Consider the following 18,959-nt stretch of genomic DNA (forward strand, 5'->3'; position numbering starts at 1 on the left):
TTGTGTTCAAGGAGTCTATATGAAGAAATTAGATTCAAATCTACAGATTGAAGATGTTAAAAAGAATGTTAATTTAAGTTTTAAGGACGATTTCAGTTTTTCATTTACTTTATCTGAAATGGAAGCTGGGATCTTTGAGAGTCGAAACTTAAAAAATGGGTATTCAAGTGATCCAGAAGAAATTTTAGCTAACATTATTTTAGAAATTTCTAAGCGTAAACGAGTGCGTAATGATATTCGTTTTGCAAAATTACAAGCAGCTTTTGCTCACTTACCACTTACTGAATCACACTGAAAAGAAGTTTTTGACGTTCTTAATGAATATAACATCAAAGTAATTGAATTAGATGAGAATTGAACTAATGCTGTTAAAAACAATCAACGGAAAAAAGATGAGTACGGGATTGATGACACTGTTGAAATTAGTGCTTTTAAAATCGGATTTGCTTCAACTACAACTGAAAAGGTTGATGATGGAATTAAAGCTTATTTAGGTCTACTTGGAGAATCAAAAATGCTAAAGTTCCAAGAAGAAGTTGAGTATGCAAAAATGGTTAACTCAGGGGATGAAGCTTTAGCACGAATTGGAAAGAACCAACTTTATACTTCAAATATGCGACTTGTTACATCAATTGCTAAGAAGTATTTAAACCGTGGACTTGATTTAGAAGATTTAATTCAAGAAGGTTCATCAGGATTACTTAAAGCAATTGAGAAATTTGATCATAGTAAAGGGCATAAGTTCTCAACATATGCAACTTGATGAATTCGACAATCAATTACAAGAGCAATTGCAGATCAAGCTCGACAAATAAGAATTCCTGTGCATATGGTTGAAACAATTAATAAACTAACTAAAGCAGAACGAACACTTATTCAAGAATTAGGAAGAGATCCAACTGCAGAAGAGATTGCTCAACTATTAAACAAGAATGCTGCTAAAAAAGATCAAAAAGACCAACAAATTACAGCTCAAAGAGTAATTGAAATTAAAAAGCTAAATGTTGACCCTGTTTCTTTAGATAAACAAATTGGACACGATGAAGAATCACAATTCTCAGATTTTATTTCAGATGATGAAATTTTATCTCCTGAAAAATATGCTGAGAAAAAAGCTTTAAATGAACAAATTAATGAAATGTTCAAAAAGGTATTATTACCAAAAGAAGAAGAGATCATTAAAGCTAGATATGGACTTCCTCCATATGAACGACCACACACATTAGAAGAAGTTGGAGAGATGCACGGTTTTACAAGAGAACGTGCTCGACAATTAGAATCAAAAGCGATTCGTAAACTAAAACACCCTTCAAAAACTGCTAAGCTAAGGTCATTTATTGATGCAACTGAAAAATAAACGATTAGATTTAATAGCAACTTTAATCAAACCTTGCGATCATGTTGTTGATGTAGGGAGTGATCATAGTTGATTAGGAATAAATTTATTATTATCTAAAAAAGTTAAGTTTATTACAAACATTGAAATCAATGCTTTACCATTAGCTAATGGAATTAAAAACTTATCAAACTACAACTTATTAGATCAAACTAATAATATCTTAAATGATGGATTATCAAATTTAGATGATTTAGAATTTGATTATTGTACGATTGCTGGAATGGGTGCATTTAACATTGTTAAAATAATGCAACAATTTAATAATCATAAAACTAATCAACAATGGATTTTACAATCTAATTCACACACCCATTTACTAAGAGCTTTTTTATTAACAAATGGGTTTGAAATAATTAATGAACACATCTTATTTGAAAATAATCATTATTATTTTGTGATTTTAGCTAAAAAAGTTAATGTTAATAGTATTTCTGATATCAAAAAGGGTTATCATTTAAGTAGTATTTTATTAGCTGCAAAAGATGAACTATATCATCAATACTTAAAAGAGCGATTAAATTATTTACAAACGCTTGATCAATTTAAGATTAGTAGTGAACTTAGAAATGAATTAGAAGCCATTGAGGAGTGCTTATCACAATGAAAGTAAGTGAAATATTTGATTTGTTATCAAAAAAATATGATTTATCACTAGGAGAATCATGAGACAAGAACGGTTTGTTTTATAGCCATGATAATGAAGTAACTGGTGTTTATTTAGCTTTAGAATTAACTTCAAAAGTACTTAAAGAAGCTAAATTATTAAATGCTAATGTGATTATTACCCATCACCCACTTTTTAGTTCAGAAGATTTAACAGAAGAACACCAATTTTGAGTAAATCAAAAATTAATTGATGAAGTAGAAAAAAGTGGAATTGCATTAATTCACCTTCACACTGCTTTTGATAAAGCAAAAGATGGAATGAATATGCAAATGGCAAAAATGCTTGAATTACTTAACATCAAACAAGATCCAAATAACTTATTTGTTGTAACTGGAGAAACTAAAATTGAAGTTTCACTTGAATACTGATGCCGTTATCTAAAACAAAAATTCATGTCACCAATGATCACTTACACTGATAATTTCAAACTAAAAAGAACACAAAAATTTGCGATTGTAGCTGGAGCTGGAATCGAGTTTGCTGATTATGTATTTGCAAATCATGATGTAGATGTATTTATAACAGCAGATCTTAAATATCACGACTGAATTGATGCAATCGAAAAAGGGTATAATGTTGTTGATATGCACCATGCATCTGAATTTGTGTTTGTTAATGTACTTGAAAAATTATTAAGCAAACAATTTCCTAAATTAGAGTTACACAAAACATTACTATCAATTGACTTTAAATATTTCTAATTAAAAACCATTTAAAATGATTAAACAGCTATGTATATGCATAGTTGTTTTTTTGTTATTTAAATGATTAAAAAGATAATGAATTAAAGAGCAATTAACAGATTAAGCAAACTAAAAGGAAGTAGTTAGAAGTTAGTTAGTTTTGTTAAATTTGTTTTTTGAAGCAAATCCAGTTTAATTTTTACTAAAAAACACCCTAAAAAACACCTATAAATAATTCTATATTAGGAACATACAACAAAAGTCCTTTTTTTTTTTTTTTTTGTGCACCGATGAGAAGGGAAATAACTAAAATCAAAGTACTTAATTATAGTAATTAAATAATCATTTAGAAGAGTAATAAAAAGAATGATTTAGAAAGGTATTTTATGAGTAAGCTATGAACTAAAAAAGCGATTATCTCAGGTTTTATTAGTGGGCTTGTTCATTCAGGAATCATCACTGCAATTGTATTAACACTTAATAATAAAGTACACGAGCAACCCCATAACAAAATAACAATTTTAGAAATTGAAAAAGAAAAGAACAATGCTATTTTAAATCCTTTAAATTTAAACAAAGATCAAACAAAAGATCCAAACCAAAAACAAATTGATAATATTGATCCAGCAAAACCATTTAATGGTTTGAATAATGATAATATCAACAATGATACTAATCAACTCAATCCAAATAACGATCAGTTTAATGATTTAGATTCAAATAGTTCAAAAATAACTAAAGATGTAAGTACACAAACAGATTGAAATAATTTAAGTTCATCAACAAATATAACTAAACCCAGTAGTAGCACAAATAATAATCCAAATGATATAACTAAAAATAAATCAACTCAAGCTAATTCAACAAGTAGTGATTCAACAAATCAAAGAAATAACAAAGGATTACAAAACACACCTAAAGATAATACAAATTCTAAAAATTCATATGCAACAGTAGGAACACAAACTGATCCAATCGATCAACCTACTGAACCTAATTTAAATGATAATAACCAAGGTTCAGTAGAAAAACCTAACACTTCATCTAAATTAGATAAAAAGGATATAGATTCAAAAAATGATGGTTCTATAAAAGATAGTGATCAAGCTCAAAATAATAAAAACCAATCAAATAGTAAAAACCAAAACTCTAGTGATATTGGTGATAGTAGTTCAAGTTTAGTTGATAACAAAGATCTTAAAAATCCAAAAGATGGTTCACAAAAAACAGGAGAAGATAGTGATTCACAAAATAACGGAAGTGATGGATCACAACCATCTAATACAATAAATCAAAATGCTAAAAATCCATCAGATAGTGAAACTAATTCAAGTGATATAAGTGGTAAAGATAGTTCAAGTGGACAAGATGATGCTAATTCATCAGAAGTTGGTTCACCAACTCATAAAAATGATGGAATAGAAACAAAACCAAATGTTGATGAGAGTTCATCTAAACCAGGAAACAACCAAAAAGCACAACCTTCTGATTCAAGCACAGAACCAAATTTAAATACACAAGGAAATAGCAAACCAACTGATGGTGGTTCATCTACTAATGGAAATAATGGTAATGAAGTAAAACCTAGTGAAAATGACAACTCATCAACTCAAGGAACACCTAATGCTAATCAAGGTTCTCATTCTTCTGATTCAAGTATAGAACACAATGCACCAGACTCTACAGTTAATAATGGTGATGTTGAAAAGGGTGAAGGTTCTTCAAAAGATAATGAAATAAATCCTGGTGTTGGCACAGATTCAGATAGTTCAGATTCAAAACCTGGTGCAACTAATAATAATCAACAAGCAGATCCAAAAGGCGATGCTAATAACGAATCATCAATAACTACTGAAAATAGTAAAGACCAAGTTCCAAGCACAAGTGGACAAGATGGCTCTGCTGATTCACTGTCATCTACAGGAAGCCAAGGTTCTAGTGGTACGCCTGATTCATCAAGTCCATCAAATTCAGAACATGATCCAACTCTTAAACCAAGTCCAGAAACACCATTACCACAAGATGGTGCAGACAATGGAAAAAACGGAAACAAAGATACTGAAATAGAAAATAGACCATCTGAGCCAAGTGATAGCAGTCAAGCTGAACATACACCTGGATTAGAATCAAAACCTAATAATTCTGATCCAAATAGTAATACTGTTCCAGGTTCAGGTTCGGTAGGAAGTAGTTCACCAAGTCCAGCAGAACAAGGTGATAGTTCGCCTGCAAATCAAAGAAAATCAGAAACTGCACCTGAAACTAGTGAAAATAGTAAAGACCAAGTTCCAAGCACAAGTGGACAAGCTAGCCCTGCTGATTCACCATCTTCTACAGGAAGCCAAGGTTCTAGTAGTGCACCTGATCCATCAAGCCCATCTAGTGCAGAAAATATTTCAACTCTTAAACCAAGTCCGCAAGATGGTGAAGAAGTAACACCAAACTCTCCTGATCAAGCTGATGGGCATAGTGCGCAAGTTCCACCTAGCGGTGGCAAAAGCGAAGGTGAAGATCCTAATCAAACTAATGATCCATCATACTTCCCAGTATTATACAATGTTGAAGTAATGCATGATCGTCATAAAATTACTGGAATTTCATTCAACACGAGTGATAAAAAATTACCAATTAATCTAAAAGAAAAATTTATTAAAATTGTCTTTATAGATGATGAAGGTCGCTTTAATCAATATGATCAATTTGTAAAAGATCTTAGAGCAGACGGTGATAGATTTGTTTTAGGTGTAGATAATCTTTGAACACAAAAAGGTAATCATAAACTAACAGCTATTTGAATAGATGGTAAAAATCTTCTTGATGACGAATACCCATTTAGTATCGGCTAATAATCTATAAATTTAGATTTTAATCAACATTTTCATTTTAAGTAAATCATATAGTAAATCTAGAAAAAAGGAGCGTTGTTTGCTCCTTTTTGTGTCCTATACCCATCCTTAATTCAACAAATCACATTTCATTTATTTGTTTTTTAATAAATTCTTATTAAAGTAATAATTTAAATTATATTTTTTAGCAATATCACTTGAAGAGTGCTAAAATATATTATTAAATCTAAAAGGTGGTAAATATGGAATTTAAAGACAAAGGATTGAATTCATTAGCGGATTTTGGTCGCAATTTAAACCAAGAAATTTTAGATAACAAAATTGATCCTGTAATTGGGCGGGATGATGAAATTAGAAGAACAATCGAAATCTTAAGTCGTAAAACCAAAAATAACCCTGTATTAATTGGAGAACCAGGGGTTGGTAAAACAGCTATTATTGAGGGATTAGCTTATCGAATTGTCCATAAAGATGTTCCATCTAATTTATTAAATAAAACAATTATTGAACTATCTCTTTCTTCTTTAATTGCAGGAGCAAGTTATCAAGGTCAATTTGAAGAACGATTAAAGAATATTATTAATGAAGTTAAAAAATCTAATGGAGATATCATTTTATTTATTGATGAGATTCACCAGATTGTAGGATTAGGCAAAAATAGTGGTTCAAATATGGATGTTGCTAACATCTTAAAACCATTGATGGCACGTGGAGAAATTAAGATCATTGGAGCAACGACATTAAATGAATATCGACTATACATTGAAAAAGATCAAGCTTTAGAACGACGATTTACAAAAGTATTAGTAAACAAACCAACTGAACAAGAAGCTTTAACTATTATGCGTGGTTTAAAACCACGTTGAGAAGCTTTCCATGGTATTAAGATCCATGATAGTGCACTAATTGCTGCAGTTAAATTATCTGAACGTTATATTAATGATCGAAACCTACCAGATAAAGCAATCGATCTAATTGATGAAGCTGCTGCTAAAATTAAAACCCAAATTAATTCAGCTCCCCTTGAACTTGATGAAATCAAACGAGAACTACAACATCTACAAACTGAAAAAGCAGCTCTTGATAGTGAAAAAGATGAAAAATCACAAAAACGACTTGCTAGTATCAAAGATCAAATTGAGCAAAAACAAAAACAATTTGATGAACTTAATAATATTTATTTAGCTGAAAAGAAACAAATTGATCAATTAACTAATATTCGTCAAAAAATTGAACAAACAACTCATGAAATTGAGTTCTTACAATCAGAAGGTAAATATGAAAAAGCTTCAAAACTTCTATACTCTGATTTACCAGCATTAAACAAACAAAAAGAAGAGTTAGAAATCAAATTAAATAGTGAACAATCAAAACACAAACTAATTGTTGATTCGTTATCAGAGAACGAAGTAGCTGATGTTATTTCACGTGCAACAGGAATTCCATTAAATAATTTATTAAAAGATGAAAAAAATAAATTATTACATATCAAAGATCGTTTATTAGAAAAGATTATCGGACAAGATGAAGCTGTTGAATTAATTGCAAATGCAGTTATTAGAGGAAGAGCTGGTATTTCTAATCCTGCTCAACCAATTGGTTCATTCTTATTTTTAGGATCAACTGGGGTTGGTAAAACCGAACTTGCTAAACAATTAGCAATTGAACTATTTGATTCACAAAAAGCTCTTATTAAGTTTGATATGAGTGAGTATATGGAAAAACATAGTGTTTCTAAACTAATTGGTGCACCTCCAGGGTATATTGGTTATGAAAACGCTGGATTATTAACTGAAAGTGTTAAACGAAGACCATATTGTATTTTATTATTTGATGAAATTGAAAAAGCACACCCTGATGTTTTAAACCTATTACTACAAATCTTAGATGATGGAGTATTAAAAGATTCACAAAACAATGAAATCAATTTTAAGAATACAATCATCATTATGACATCAAATGTAGGAGCTAAAGCTTTATTAGAAAATGATAAGATCAAAGCTTTTGAAGCTTTACATAAAACATTTAGACCTGAGATGTTAAATCGAATCAATGAAATCATCTTTTTTAACAAACTTCCTGAAGAAGTAGTTAAATCAATTGCTAAGAAACTACTTAAAGAACTAGAAGTTCGTTTAAGTACTCAGGATTATGAAATTAGTTTTGATGATTCAATAGCTAATAGTATGGTTGAACAAGCTTATTCAGATACATTTGGAGCAAGACCACTAAAACGATGAATCACAAGAAACATCGAAAACCAATTAGCTGTTATGATCTTAGAAGAAAAAGTACTTAAAAACCATCCATACAAAATTAAATACAACAACAAAAAAGATCAAATTGAATTAGCTAAATAATTTAAACAACTAAAAAACCACCCAAACAAAACGGAGTGGTTTTTGTTTTATTAATATTTTAAAAACTTAATAGCTTTTAAAAGTAGTATATTAGATTTTGTTTTGTTCTTATTTACATCTAAAAAAGATAAAAGTAATGATCAAATAAATAACACATTAATTTATACAAGAGTACACTAAAAACAACTAAAACATATTTTTAGTGAAATTATTAATATTAGATGTTTATAGTTGTTATAATATTGATGTTTAAGTATACAAAAACATATAGCTAAAAATGTTAGCTCTTGGTTAGATGTTTATAATTATAATATATTTATTTTCAAAAATCAAGAAAAATATTATTTATTTTACTTAAATAAAAATGTCTTATCTCTTTTATTTGTTTGTCTAGAAACAAATAAAATATCTATACAATGAAAGGTCTATATGAAAAAGAAATTTATTAATGTAAATGTTTACAAACGCCCTGAAGCGTCAGAAATTCTTGTAGAAAATGGCAAATTCGTTGCTTTTGGTAAAAATTTAGGTGATGCTGATGAAGTGATTGATTTAGAAGGACGTGTAGTTGTTCCTCCTTATGTAGACTCACACTTACACTTAGACTACTACTTCACAGGAAAAACTGATGAAGTTAAAAATGAAACAGGTACATTATTTGAAGCTATTGATATTTGAAATACATTTAAAAAACGTACAACTAAAGAACAAATGAAAGAACGTATTAGAAGTGCTGTTAAAGACTGTCTATCTTATGGTACTCAATACATTCGTGCTCAAACAGACTGTACGGACGCTAATTTAACAGGTATTCGTGCTGCTCTTGAAGTTCGTGATGAACTTAAAGACAAAGTAACAATCCAAGTTGTAGCGTTCCCACAAAATGGTATGTTCTCATACGAAGAAGATGGAAAAACTGGTCGTGATTTAGTTGAAGAAGCTCTTAAATTAGGGGCAGACTGTGTTGGGGGTATTCCGCACAACGAATGAGCACGCGCTTATGGTGAAGAATCAGTTCGTGAAAGTGTTCGTTTAGCTGTTAAATACAACAGATTAATCGATGTTCACTGTGATGAAACTGATGATACTCACGCTCGTTTCTTAGAATTATTAAATGCTGAAGCAATGAAACAAGGATATGGAAAACTTACTACAGCTAGTCATACATGTTCATTTGGTTCTGTAAATGATGCATACGCATTCAGAATGATGGGATTATTTAAACAATCAGGAATTAACTTTGTAGCTTGTCCAACTGAAAACGTATTCTTACAAGGACGTCAAGACTCATATCCAAAACGTCGTGGTGTAACACGTGTTCTTGAATTTGTTGACAACAACATTAACGTAGCTTTTGCTCAAGACTCAATCATTGATTTATGATATCCTGCAGGTAATGGAAACTTAATGAACATTCTTGACAATGGTATTCATATTACTCAATTAATGCGTGAACAAGACTTCCCACGTAACTTTGATTTAATTACTTACAATGGTGCTAAGTTAATGAACTTAGAAAAAGAATATGGTTTTGATCCTGGTAAACCAGCTAACTTCATCGTATTAAATGCACCAGACGTATTTGAAGCACAACGTAACCGTGTAGAATGTATTGCATCTATTAGAAATGGTGAATACATTTTCAAAAAGAAACCAAGTACATTTGAGAAAAAAGTTGAAATCTAATATATTGTCTTTAGATTTATTAAATATTTAGTTAGTGTTTTTAATGCTTAATTAAGATAATAACAATTAAAAAATAATTATTGTTTATTCATTATAGACATCAATCAAATCGATAAATAATCATTACAAACAAGAGATTGTGAGATCTCTTGTTTTTTTTGTTATTAATACTTTTATTAGCTTTCATATCCGTATAATCAATATAATTAAAATATATAGTATTAATTAAATAAAGTATTTGTATTAGATTGTTTTAGTTATAAATGTAGGTTTTGATTAAACAGTTTGCACTAGTAAGGGGTTAGTTAGAATATGAAGAAATTTAAGAGTAAGAAATGAGTTAACTATGGGTTTGGATTAGTTGCTTTAGTTGGATTAAGTACTAGTTTAGCTATTGCTTGTTCAAAAGCGAAAAAAGAACCAATTATACAAACTAAAGCAACTGAACAAACTAATGAAAATAATCAAAATAATGAAGAAATAGCATTAATGCAAGCTTTTGAAGCTAAAAAAGAAGCTGCTAAAGAAAAGATTAATAACTTAGCTAATTTATTAGCTGATGAAAAATAGATTTCATTAATCGTATCCAATCTATTAATCATTATTCTAAAGAAGGCGAAATTAACTCTATTATTAATGAAGCTGAACTTAAAGATCAACAGAATTTATTTGCAGCACAAGAAGCATTAAGACTTAAACGTGAGCGTGAAGAAAATGCAAAAGAAAACTTAAGAACCAAGAAAAAGCAAGCTAAAGCTAGAATTAATAAACTAGTTAATTTATCTGACTCTGAAAAACAATCATTTCTTAATAGAATTGATCAAGTAACTGATCCAAGCAAAGTTGATGATGTTATTACAATTACAAGAGAAGCAGTAGATAAAGATAAATTAAACCATATCATTAAAAATAAATTAACACCTATATCAGCTAAGTCTTTTCTTTTAAATAAAAAATACTATTTAAGGTTTGAATTTAAAACATCAAAAGAAACATTTGAATTAGTTGAAAAGAATCAATTAAGATTGCAAATTGACGTTTTCAAAAACGGTGGATTTATAGGTACTTTTGATCAAACTAGTGCAAGTTATCCAACTAAAGATAAAAAAGATGTGTATGCTATTAAAATTGAAGATACAAAAGATGGAATGGTTATACTTAAAATAGAAACATTCAATCATTTACCTGATGAAAATATTTCTTCAGAATACAAATATCAACTCAATAATGCATGATATAGAAATGATCATAAACAAACAAATCTATTAAATGAACCAACAAAACAAATACAAGTAGAAACAAACACTATTGATGAAGCTAATAAACCAACTGAACCAAAAGCATAAATCTTTTTAATAAATAAAATATTTATAGTTAAAATTTACAAACTTAGAACATACCACTAAAAATGGTGTGTTCTAGTTTTTTAATAACTGAGTATTTAAATATTAAGTTATATCTAGAAATAAAACTTATTTGAGATTTCTTGAGCAATCCATTGATTAATTGAAGAAAATATAAAGTTTAAATAGTGATCAATAGACAGTAAAAACAAAACCCATACAAATAACCTAAAACGGAACATTTCCAAAAAGTCCTTTTTTTTTTTTTTTTGCAAAACGAAGAAATAGATCCTAAAATCACTTCATATTTCAAATAAATCCAAGCTGTGATAAAAGGAATTTTAGACATAATTTACTATCAAAGGATTTATAAATATGAGTAAATTCAAAAACAAGAAAGCACTAGCCTTATCAGTTGGTGCTATTATGGCAGGGGTTAGTGTTATAGGAGTGGTTGCAGCTTGTGCACCAACAAAGGCGAAATCAGCTAAACCCACTGAAAAGAAAGTAGAACAACCACAAACAGGTGGTAATGAATCTTCGAACCCAGGAAGCGGAAGTGCTACAACTCCAACTGGGCAAGGTTCAAACAGTGGTGGTTCAACAGATTCACAAAATGGTTCTACTACAACTACTAAGCCAAAAGAAACTGAAACTAAACCAACTAAACAAAATGGAAATACAGAATCAACGAAAGATGGAGAAAAACCTAATTTAGGTTCTAATCCATCTAATGGTTCTTCAAACTCAGGTACTACAGAAACACCTGGTTCAACCGAAGCTGCTCCTAAAGATTCTGATAAAAAAGAACAAGATAGTTCAAATCCAGGAAAAAACAGCGGATCAGATCAACAGCCTGATGAATCTAAAGAAAAAGATGGTAAAACTGATAGTGCTAAGAAACAAGCCGATCCTATGAACTCTCAATCAGATTCACAAGCTGGTGGTACTGGAAATGATCAAAGCAATCCTGAAACAGACAAAAGTGGAGAAGCTGATGAACCTGACAAGCAAGCAGATCAAATGGGATCAGAAATAGGTTCGCAAGATGAAAATAAGAAAAAAATGGAAGAAGATGCTGCTAAAAAGCAAAAAGAACAAGCAGAGTTGAATAAAAAGAAAGAAGATGCTAAATCAAAGGTTTCTAGCTCATCTTACTTATTAGAAAGCGATAAAGAAAAGTTCAATAAACAAATTGAAGAAATTAAGAATAACGATCGAGCAACAGAATTAGATAAAATTTTAGAGTCAATCAATAAAACTGAAGAAGAAAGAAAAAATAAATTAACACCAACTTCAAGTTCTATTAATGTTGTAGACAAAAGAAATTATCTACAGTTTGACTTCAAAACATCTAAGGAAACATATGAGAGAATAAAAAATAAAAAACTTGGTATGGAAATTAGTGTTGTGAGTAAAGATGGTAAAACTCATTTTGAAACACAAAAAGATGAAACAGCAAGATTCTCAACTGATAACAGTGGTCCATTTGTTTTAGGAACTGTTGGAAGTAATGGGATAGCGATGGTACGAATCGAAACACTTTATTATTATGGGGAGTTAACCCAAACTCCAAAGGGTAATTATAAACTTGTAAAACTATGGGATATTGAAGACAAAAATCAAACTAATTTACTTAATGAATTCCCTAAAGAAATATTAATAGAATACTAATCTAATTCTTCTTCATAATATTTCAAAATAAATACAATTGATCATCAAACTTTATAAAATTAAAAGATACTATTTAAAGGGTGTTTTGATTTTATAAATAAAGTATTAAAACAAGAAATCATATTCATGAATAGAAATGATCTATGATTAGAGTTGTTAGATAAGAATTAATTAATTCAAGTTTTTGATGTAATTTGTTTCTTAATTAAAGAAAATAACACGATTTGATATCTCTATATAAAGGGCTAAATTGGAACATTTCCAAAAAGTCCTTTTTTTTTTTTTTTTTTGCAAAACGAAGAAATAGTTCCTAAAATCACTTCATATTTCAAATAAATCCAAGCTTTGATAAAAGGAATTTTAGACATAATTTACTATCAAAGGATTTATAAATATGAGTAAATTCAAAAATAAAAAAGCACTAGCGTTATCAGTTGGTGCTATTATGGCAGGGGTTAGTGTTATAGGAGTAGTTGCAGCTTGTGCACCAACAAAGGCAAAACCAGCTAAACCCACTGAAAAGAAAGTAGAACAACCACAAACAGGTGGTAATGAATCTTCAAACCCAGGTAGTGGAAATGGAAACACCACAAATCCAACTGGTCAAGGTTCTGGAACTGGTGGTTCAACAAATGCTAATCCAGGAAGCGGGAATTCATCAAACGCAGGAAACCAAGGTTCAGGAAATGGTGGAACTACAGATTCATTAGGTGGTTCAACAAATGATAATAATCAAAAATCTGAACAAGAAGCACAAGCCGCATTAACTGCTAAAAAAACTCAAACAAAAGAAAAAATTTCTAAATTAGCTTATTTATCTGAAGCTGATAAAAAGAGCTTCAATGATCAAGTAGATGCTATTGCGGATCCTTCTAAAATTAATGAAGCTGATGAAATAGTTAAACAAGCTGAATTAAAAAATAACGAAGAAAAAACTAAAAAAGAACAGGCTGATAAACAAAAAGAAGCTGAAGCTACTCTTAAAACAAAGAAAGAAGAAGCTAATAATACTATTAATGCTTTAGCTAATTTAACTCCTGAAGAAAGAAAAGAATTTACAGATAACGTTGATAAAATCACTGATACAACTAAATCTGAAGAAATTAACAAAATAGTAGAAGAAGCAAAAACAAAAGATACTGAAAAGAAAAACGCTAAAGAAGCTGCTACTAAACTAGAAGAAGAAAAGCAAAATGCTATTGCAGAAATTAATAAATTGCAGGCTTTAGAAGAAAGTGAGCGTGCACCTTTTGTTCAAAAAATAGAAGCTATTAAAACTGTTGACCAAAAAGAAGAAATTCAAAAAACCCTAAAAGAAGCGAAAGATGCTAATGCTAAAAAGGTGGCAGCAAAAGCTAAGAAAGAAGCTGAAGAAGTTAAATCTTCATTAACTCCTGTTTCAATAAGAATCGAGAATGATAAATATATTTGATTAAAATTAAAAACTACTAATCAAACTTTTAGTAAGATAGAAGCTAAAAGACTTAAATTTACCTTAAACAACGGTAAAGGTGGAGAGTTTGTAGAAAATGCTGCAGGTTTTGGACCAACTAATAAAACTATATATTACCAAAATAAGAAGGTAGAGAGTGATGGCAGTGTAACATTTGAGATTAGTTCTGATCAAAAATATGGTGCAGAAAATGAAAAAGGCACTTGAAAAGTTACACAAGTATGATTATCTGATGATACTACGGAAACTAATTTATTGACAAAACAAAGTGACGAATTAACTATTAGCTAACCCTATCTACAATAAAAAACATCGAAATCAATTGATTAAATTCATCTTTTGGTTAAGATGGTTTTTTTTTTTTTTTTTTTTTGTTACTTGTCAATACCTACCATTTAACATTTCATTAAAACTATATACTCAAAAGATATTTTTCAAATAAAACTCTCTTTTAAAAAACTATCCCCACTAACAATCTTAATAATCAATTTAATTAATCATCTTCATCTCCAACACAAATATTTTTAAAATAGAAAGTAAAAATAACAAAACAAAGAAACACCTAATGAGGTTCTTTTTAATCATTTAAGATCTAAAAATATAACCATATATGTCTAAAATCAAAAAACACAGCTATGCGAAAACTATAGTTATGCTCTCAGTTTGTTAACATATAAATGGCTAACTAATTATTAATTGCTTAATCAGTTAATAAACAATAAAATTATAATTAATATTTATGTAGCTAGTATTTAGTGATCTAACCAATAAATACTAAGCAAAAACATGTTTATCTATTTTATAAAATGTTCCCATTATTTTATTTTTAATTTTCTTTTTGCTAAAAAAAAAAAAAAAAAAAGCAAATTAAATAAAATATTAATGTGTGTTCTTGGTTTCTAATAATTAAGGTATACACCAACATTTTGTTCCTTGAAAACTATTTTGTTTTTATGGTTAAATCATTTTAAATAAATATAGTCTCAATAAAACAGTAAATAAAACAACATATTGATATTTATAGGAGTTTTTATGGAAAACAATACAAATGTAGTCGTAAATGCTGAACCAGTTTCTAGAAAATCTAATTTAGCAGCTTTATTATGAGTAATCTTCTTTGGTGCAATTGGTGCACATAGATTCTATGTAGGTAAAATCTGAACTGGTATTTTATGATTACTTACTGGTGGATTATTTGGATTCGGTGCGTTAGTTGATTTCTTCATGATCGTGTTTGCTAGATTTAGAGATAAAACTGGTGCACGTTTAAAATGAATTCGTAAATAGGCATAATTATTTAACTCAAAATTAATAAACTTCATCTCATTTATGGGGTGGAGTTTTTTTGTTTTATTAGCATTTTTGCAAGCGATTTTAATAAGTAATCGGTTTGATTAATATCATCATTTATCTACTAAATCTAAAAGCTTTTTATTCTACTTAAGCGGAACAATTAATTGATAAATCGCTTTTTTTTTTTTTTTTTTGCAAAAAGTAAGGGAATTTTTATAATTAAACCATTTTTTGAAATTTAAACCAAAGGGTTAGTTGAGCTAATAACTCTTGAAGATCAATATTTAAAAAGAGGTTTTAATATGAGTAAACTAAATACTAAAAGCAAAAAGGGAATATTAATCGGAGTAGGTGGATTTATTGCTGCTTCAACTATAACAGGAGTAGTTGCTGGGGTTGCTGTTAATAAACAAAATAATGATAAAAGAGTAGCTTCTGAACTTTTAGCTAAGAAAACTGAAACAGTTAGTAAGATTAGTGGTTTAAGTTATTTAAAAGCAGATCAAGTAGATAAATTCAACAAAGAAGTAAAAGAAGCTAAATCAACTAAAGAAGTTGAAACTGTTTTAGAAAAAGCAACACAAGCTAGCTCTGTTAATAAAGCAAATGAACAAGCTAAGTTAGTATCATCTAAGAATAATGTTAAAAATGAAATTAATGGATCAGTAGGTTTAGATGATCAACAAAAAGCATTACTTTTAAAAGAAGTTGATTAAGCTGATTCAGAACAAAAGGTTCAAGGTGTTTTAATTAAAGTTAAGAATACTCAATTAGCATCTAAGAAAACTGAAGTTAAGAATGAAATTAATGGTTTAGTTTCTTTAACTCCTGAACAAAAGACTTCACTTCTAAAAGAAGTTGATGAAGGTGATTCCTTACAAAAAGTAGAATCAGTTTTAACCAAAGCTAAATCTTTAAATCAAACAAATAAAGCAAATGATAAGAAAGCTATGGCCAATAACCAAGTTGATCAACTATCTGATTTATCAGAAGAAAATAAAAATAACTTTAAAGATCAAATTAATAAAGCATCTAATCAAGATGAAATTAATAAAATTATTGAGCAAGCAAATGAACTAAATAAGCAAAACAAAGCAACTAAAGAAAAAGAATTAGCTGAAAAGAAAAATGCTTCTAGTTCTCAAATTGATCAATTAACTAGTTTAACTGAAGAAGAAGAAGAAGAAGAAGAAGAAGAAGAAGAAGAAGAAACAAAGTTTAAAGAACAAATTAATTCTGCCACTTCAAAAGATAATGTTGATAGTGTTTTACAACAAGCTACTAAAGCAAATCAAAAAGCTAAAGATGAAGCAAGCAAAGCATTTAGTGATATTAAAACAGAAGCTAACACTTATATAACTACTTCATTAAAAGATGCTAAATATGCCGATGGTAAAGCTAAATTAGAAAAAGAAATTAAAGAAGCTGATGATATCGTTAAAGAAGCTAATAATCAAAATGCAATCAAATATAGAGAAGCTAAAGAGAAAATTGCTTTAGCATTAGCTGATGCTAAAAACATATTCAAAAAGTAGATAAAGCTCAATTAAGTGAAAATCAACTAACAGTTGAAAAATTCAATCTAGAAGTTGGTAAATCAAAAGAAGGTGATTGAATTAAAAATCTTAATTTGATATTAAAAGCTAACAATGCAAAGCAAAGATTTCAAAATAACACAAATGCTAAACTACTTTTAATTAATTCTGAAACTAATGAAGTTTATTACAACTTATCATTTAAAGAAGATTTTAAAGGTTTTTTATGAAAGAACCCTGATAAAATAGATTTTGCTACAAACGTTGTTAAGAATAAACAATATTCAAATAGAGAAATTACAATTGATAAGATTGTTATTGAAACTGAGACAGAATATCATAATGTAGATCTAGGCGGCAAAAAATTAACGTTCAATTATGTAACAACCGAAAAAACAACTAAAGCTAAATAACATCAAAATTCTTTCCACATTAACCACCAATAAAATCCATAAAGAAAAATAAAGCATTTATGCTTATTTAATAAATATGGGTTTTATTTTTTATCTATACAAAGAATAGATAAAAACTTAATGTTTTATATACTCAAAGTTATAGGATGAATTAAAAACCTTTTAATACTAATTCTTTATTGTTGCAACTATGCTAACTAAAATATATAATGTAAGCACAAAGACAACAAATAACTTAAATTATGAATTACATTGAAAAGATCAAAGCAAAGCTTAAACAATCAAACGGTATTATCACATCTAAACAAATTAAAGACTTAAACATCCCTACTATCTACCTTAGTAGAATGCTTAAAAAACAAGAATTAAATAAACTAAGTAGAGGTGTTTATATAGATAAAAACACAGACTATGATGAATTTTACTTTTTTAGTCTTAGATTTAGTGTCCCTGTTTTCTCATATGTATCAGCTCTTTATTTTCATGAATTAACAGATATAATACCAAATGAAATGGAAGTTACTGTATATAAGGGATATAATGCTCATTCTTTAAATGATAATGTAATAGTACATTATGTAAATAAAGATATCTATGATCTAGGAATCACTATAAAAGAAACACCATTCGGAAATACTATAAGAGTATATGATTTAGAAAGAACTGTTTGTGATTTTATTAAAAATAGAGATCAAATAGAAGCAGAACTATTTAGTACAACAATTAATAGATATGCACGCTCTAAAAACAAGAACTTAGATAAGTTATATGAATATTCTAAAAAGATGAAGATTGTCAAAGAAATAATAGAGATAATGCAAATTGTTCTTTAATAAAGATAGATTAGTAAGTTTATCGATCAAACCATTTAAACCAACATAAAGAAAAAAATGAGCATTTTAGCTCATTTAATCTAGATTGATTTTTGTTTTTAAACAGAAGCTTTAGTTCGGCTATTATTTAAATCTTCTGCTTCTTTGTATATAGCATCAACATCAGCTTCATTTTCAGCTTCTTTAATTCTGTTTTGGAAGCTGATTGATTCTTCAGAAGTTAATTTAACAAAATCTACACTTATAGTAACATTTTTAGATTGTTTGTATTGATTAAACTGTTTTAGTTGATCAAAGATAGTTTCAACATTATCTTTTTGATCTTTAGTTTGAGCAATAATTTGTTCTTTAGCTTTATTTAAATAACTCTCTGATAAATAATCTAATAAAATAAACTTAGAGATTATATCTCTTTTATAATTATCAAATTGATTAATAGATTTAGAGATATCAAGAACAAATGCTAAATCATCACTCTTTTTAATTTGTTCAATAAGTTTAGCTTTTTCTTCATTAGAAGTAAATTGAAGTTGATTTATTTTATCAATACTATCTTGTTTTCAAGCTGGATATTGATCAGTATTAGTTTGAGCTTGAGTTTGAGCTTGAGTTTGAGGTTGTTCAACTGTTGGTTGATCAACTTGTTTTGGTTTTGAAGTTTTATTGTTATTACATGCAAAAGCAGTTGTACTAACTAATCCAGCTAAAACTAAAGCACTACTAAAAGCAATAATCCTTACTTGTTTTTTGCTTGTTTTTAGTTTCATTCTCTTA

The 18,959-nt window shown here is 28.6% G+C and carries 16 protein-coding genes; 15 read left to right on the forward strand and 1 reads right to left on the reverse strand.

Going from position 1 to position 18,959, the window contains the following annotated elements; all coding sequences use genetic code 4:
- The first annotated feature begins 19 nt into the window (after nucleotides 1–19).
- The 15 genes from JM47_RS01840 to JM47_RS01910 all read left to right on the forward strand — a co-directional run bounded on the left by JM47_RS01840 (nucleotide 20) and on the right by JM47_RS01910 (nucleotide 18,185).
- On the forward strand, nucleotides 20–1,357 hold the full coding sequence (locus tag JM47_RS01840) for an RNA polymerase sigma factor (protein ID WP_208895254.1): 1,338 nt from the start codon (nucleotides 20–22) through the stop codon (nucleotides 1,355–1,357).
- Entirely contained in the window at nucleotides 1,341–2,009 is a 669-nt protein-coding gene (locus tag JM47_RS01845; protein ID WP_208895255.1) for a class I SAM-dependent methyltransferase, read from the forward strand. Before JM47_RS01840 ends, JM47_RS01845 begins: the two co-directional genes overlap by 17 nt.
- A complete protein-coding gene (locus JM47_RS01850) occupies nucleotides 2,000–2,767 on the forward strand; it encodes a Nif3-like dinuclear metal center hexameric protein (protein ID WP_208895256.1) in 768 nt (255 codons plus the stop codon). Before JM47_RS01845 ends, JM47_RS01850 begins: the two co-directional genes overlap by 10 nt.
- A 368-nt stretch (nucleotides 2,768–3,135) precedes the next feature.
- The gene (locus tag JM47_RS01855; protein WP_208895257.1) at nucleotides 3,136–5,595 is read left to right on the forward strand and encodes a hypothetical protein; all 2,460 of its coding nucleotides are present in this window, start codon (nucleotides 3,136–3,138) and stop codon (nucleotides 5,593–5,595) included.
- Between the two features lie 242 nt (nucleotides 5,596–5,837).
- Nucleotides 5,838–7,955, forward strand: a complete 2,118-nt coding sequence (locus tag JM47_RS01860; RefSeq protein ID WP_208895258.1) for an ATP-dependent Clp protease ATP-binding subunit — start codon at nucleotides 5,838–5,840, stop codon at nucleotides 7,953–7,955.
- Nucleotides 7,956–8,384: 429 nt separating this feature from the next.
- Nucleotides 8,385–9,641, forward strand: coding sequence for an amidohydrolase family protein (locus tag JM47_RS01865; RefSeq protein ID WP_208895259.1), 1,257 nt, complete (start codon nucleotides 8,385–8,387; stop codon nucleotides 9,639–9,641).
- 312 nt (nucleotides 9,642–9,953) lie between these two features.
- A complete protein-coding gene (locus tag JM47_RS01870) occupies nucleotides 9,954–10,211 on the forward strand; it encodes a hypothetical protein (protein WP_208895260.1) in 258 nt (85 codons plus the stop codon).
- 455 nt (nucleotides 10,212–10,666) lie between these two features.
- On the forward strand, nucleotides 10,667–10,987 hold the full coding sequence (locus JM47_RS03945; protein ID WP_244870391.1) for a hypothetical protein: 321 nt from the start codon (nucleotides 10,667–10,669) through the stop codon (nucleotides 10,985–10,987).
- A 372-nt stretch (nucleotides 10,988–11,359) separates the two neighbouring features.
- A complete protein-coding gene (locus tag JM47_RS01880) occupies nucleotides 11,360–12,658 on the forward strand; it encodes a hypothetical protein (RefSeq protein ID WP_208895261.1) in 1,299 nt (432 codons plus the stop codon).
- Between the two features lie 394 nt (nucleotides 12,659–13,052).
- A complete protein-coding gene (locus JM47_RS01885; protein ID WP_208895262.1) occupies nucleotides 13,053–14,402 on the forward strand; it encodes a GA module-containing protein in 1,350 nt (449 codons plus the stop codon).
- A gap of 741 nt (nucleotides 14,403–15,143) precedes the next feature.
- Nucleotides 15,144–15,398 (forward strand): TM2 domain-containing protein, encoded by a 255-nt coding sequence (locus JM47_RS01890; RefSeq protein ID WP_038101782.1) that lies wholly within the window; start codon nucleotides 15,144–15,146, stop codon nucleotides 15,396–15,398.
- A gap of 308 nt (nucleotides 15,399–15,706) precedes the next feature.
- Nucleotides 15,707–16,120, forward strand: coding sequence for a GA module-containing protein (locus JM47_RS01895; protein WP_208895263.1), 414 nt, complete (start codon nucleotides 15,707–15,709; stop codon nucleotides 16,118–16,120).
- 234 nt (nucleotides 16,121–16,354) lie between these two features.
- Nucleotides 16,355–16,939 carry a GA module-containing protein gene (locus JM47_RS03880; RefSeq protein WP_222702338.1) on the forward strand — a complete coding sequence of 195 codons (585 nt, stop codon included), beginning with the start codon at nucleotides 16,355–16,357 and terminating at the stop codon, nucleotides 16,937–16,939.
- Nucleotides 16,940–17,034: 95 nt separating this feature from the next.
- Entirely contained in the window at nucleotides 17,035–17,352 is a 318-nt protein-coding gene (locus JM47_RS01905) for a hypothetical protein (protein WP_208895264.1), read from the forward strand.
- 242 nt (nucleotides 17,353–17,594) lie between these two features.
- On the forward strand, nucleotides 17,595–18,185 hold the full coding sequence (locus JM47_RS01910; protein ID WP_208895265.1) for a type IV toxin-antitoxin system AbiEi family antitoxin domain-containing protein: 591 nt from the start codon (nucleotides 17,595–17,597) through the stop codon (nucleotides 18,183–18,185).
- Between the two features lie 98 nt (nucleotides 18,186–18,283).
- Here JM47_RS01910 and JM47_RS01915 read toward each other — a convergent pair whose 3' ends face one another.
- Nucleotides 18,284–18,952: a hypothetical protein gene (locus JM47_RS01915; protein WP_208895266.1), complete on the reverse strand. Its 669-nt coding sequence runs from the start codon at nucleotides 18,950–18,952 to the stop codon at nucleotides 18,284–18,286.
- Nucleotides 18,953–18,959: the final 7 nt, after the last annotated feature.

Source organism: Ureaplasma diversum (genome assembly GCF_000941095.1).
GTDB classification, from domain to species: domain Bacteria; phylum Bacillota_I; class Bacilli_A; order Mycoplasmatales; family Mycoplasmoidaceae; genus Ureaplasma; species Ureaplasma diversum.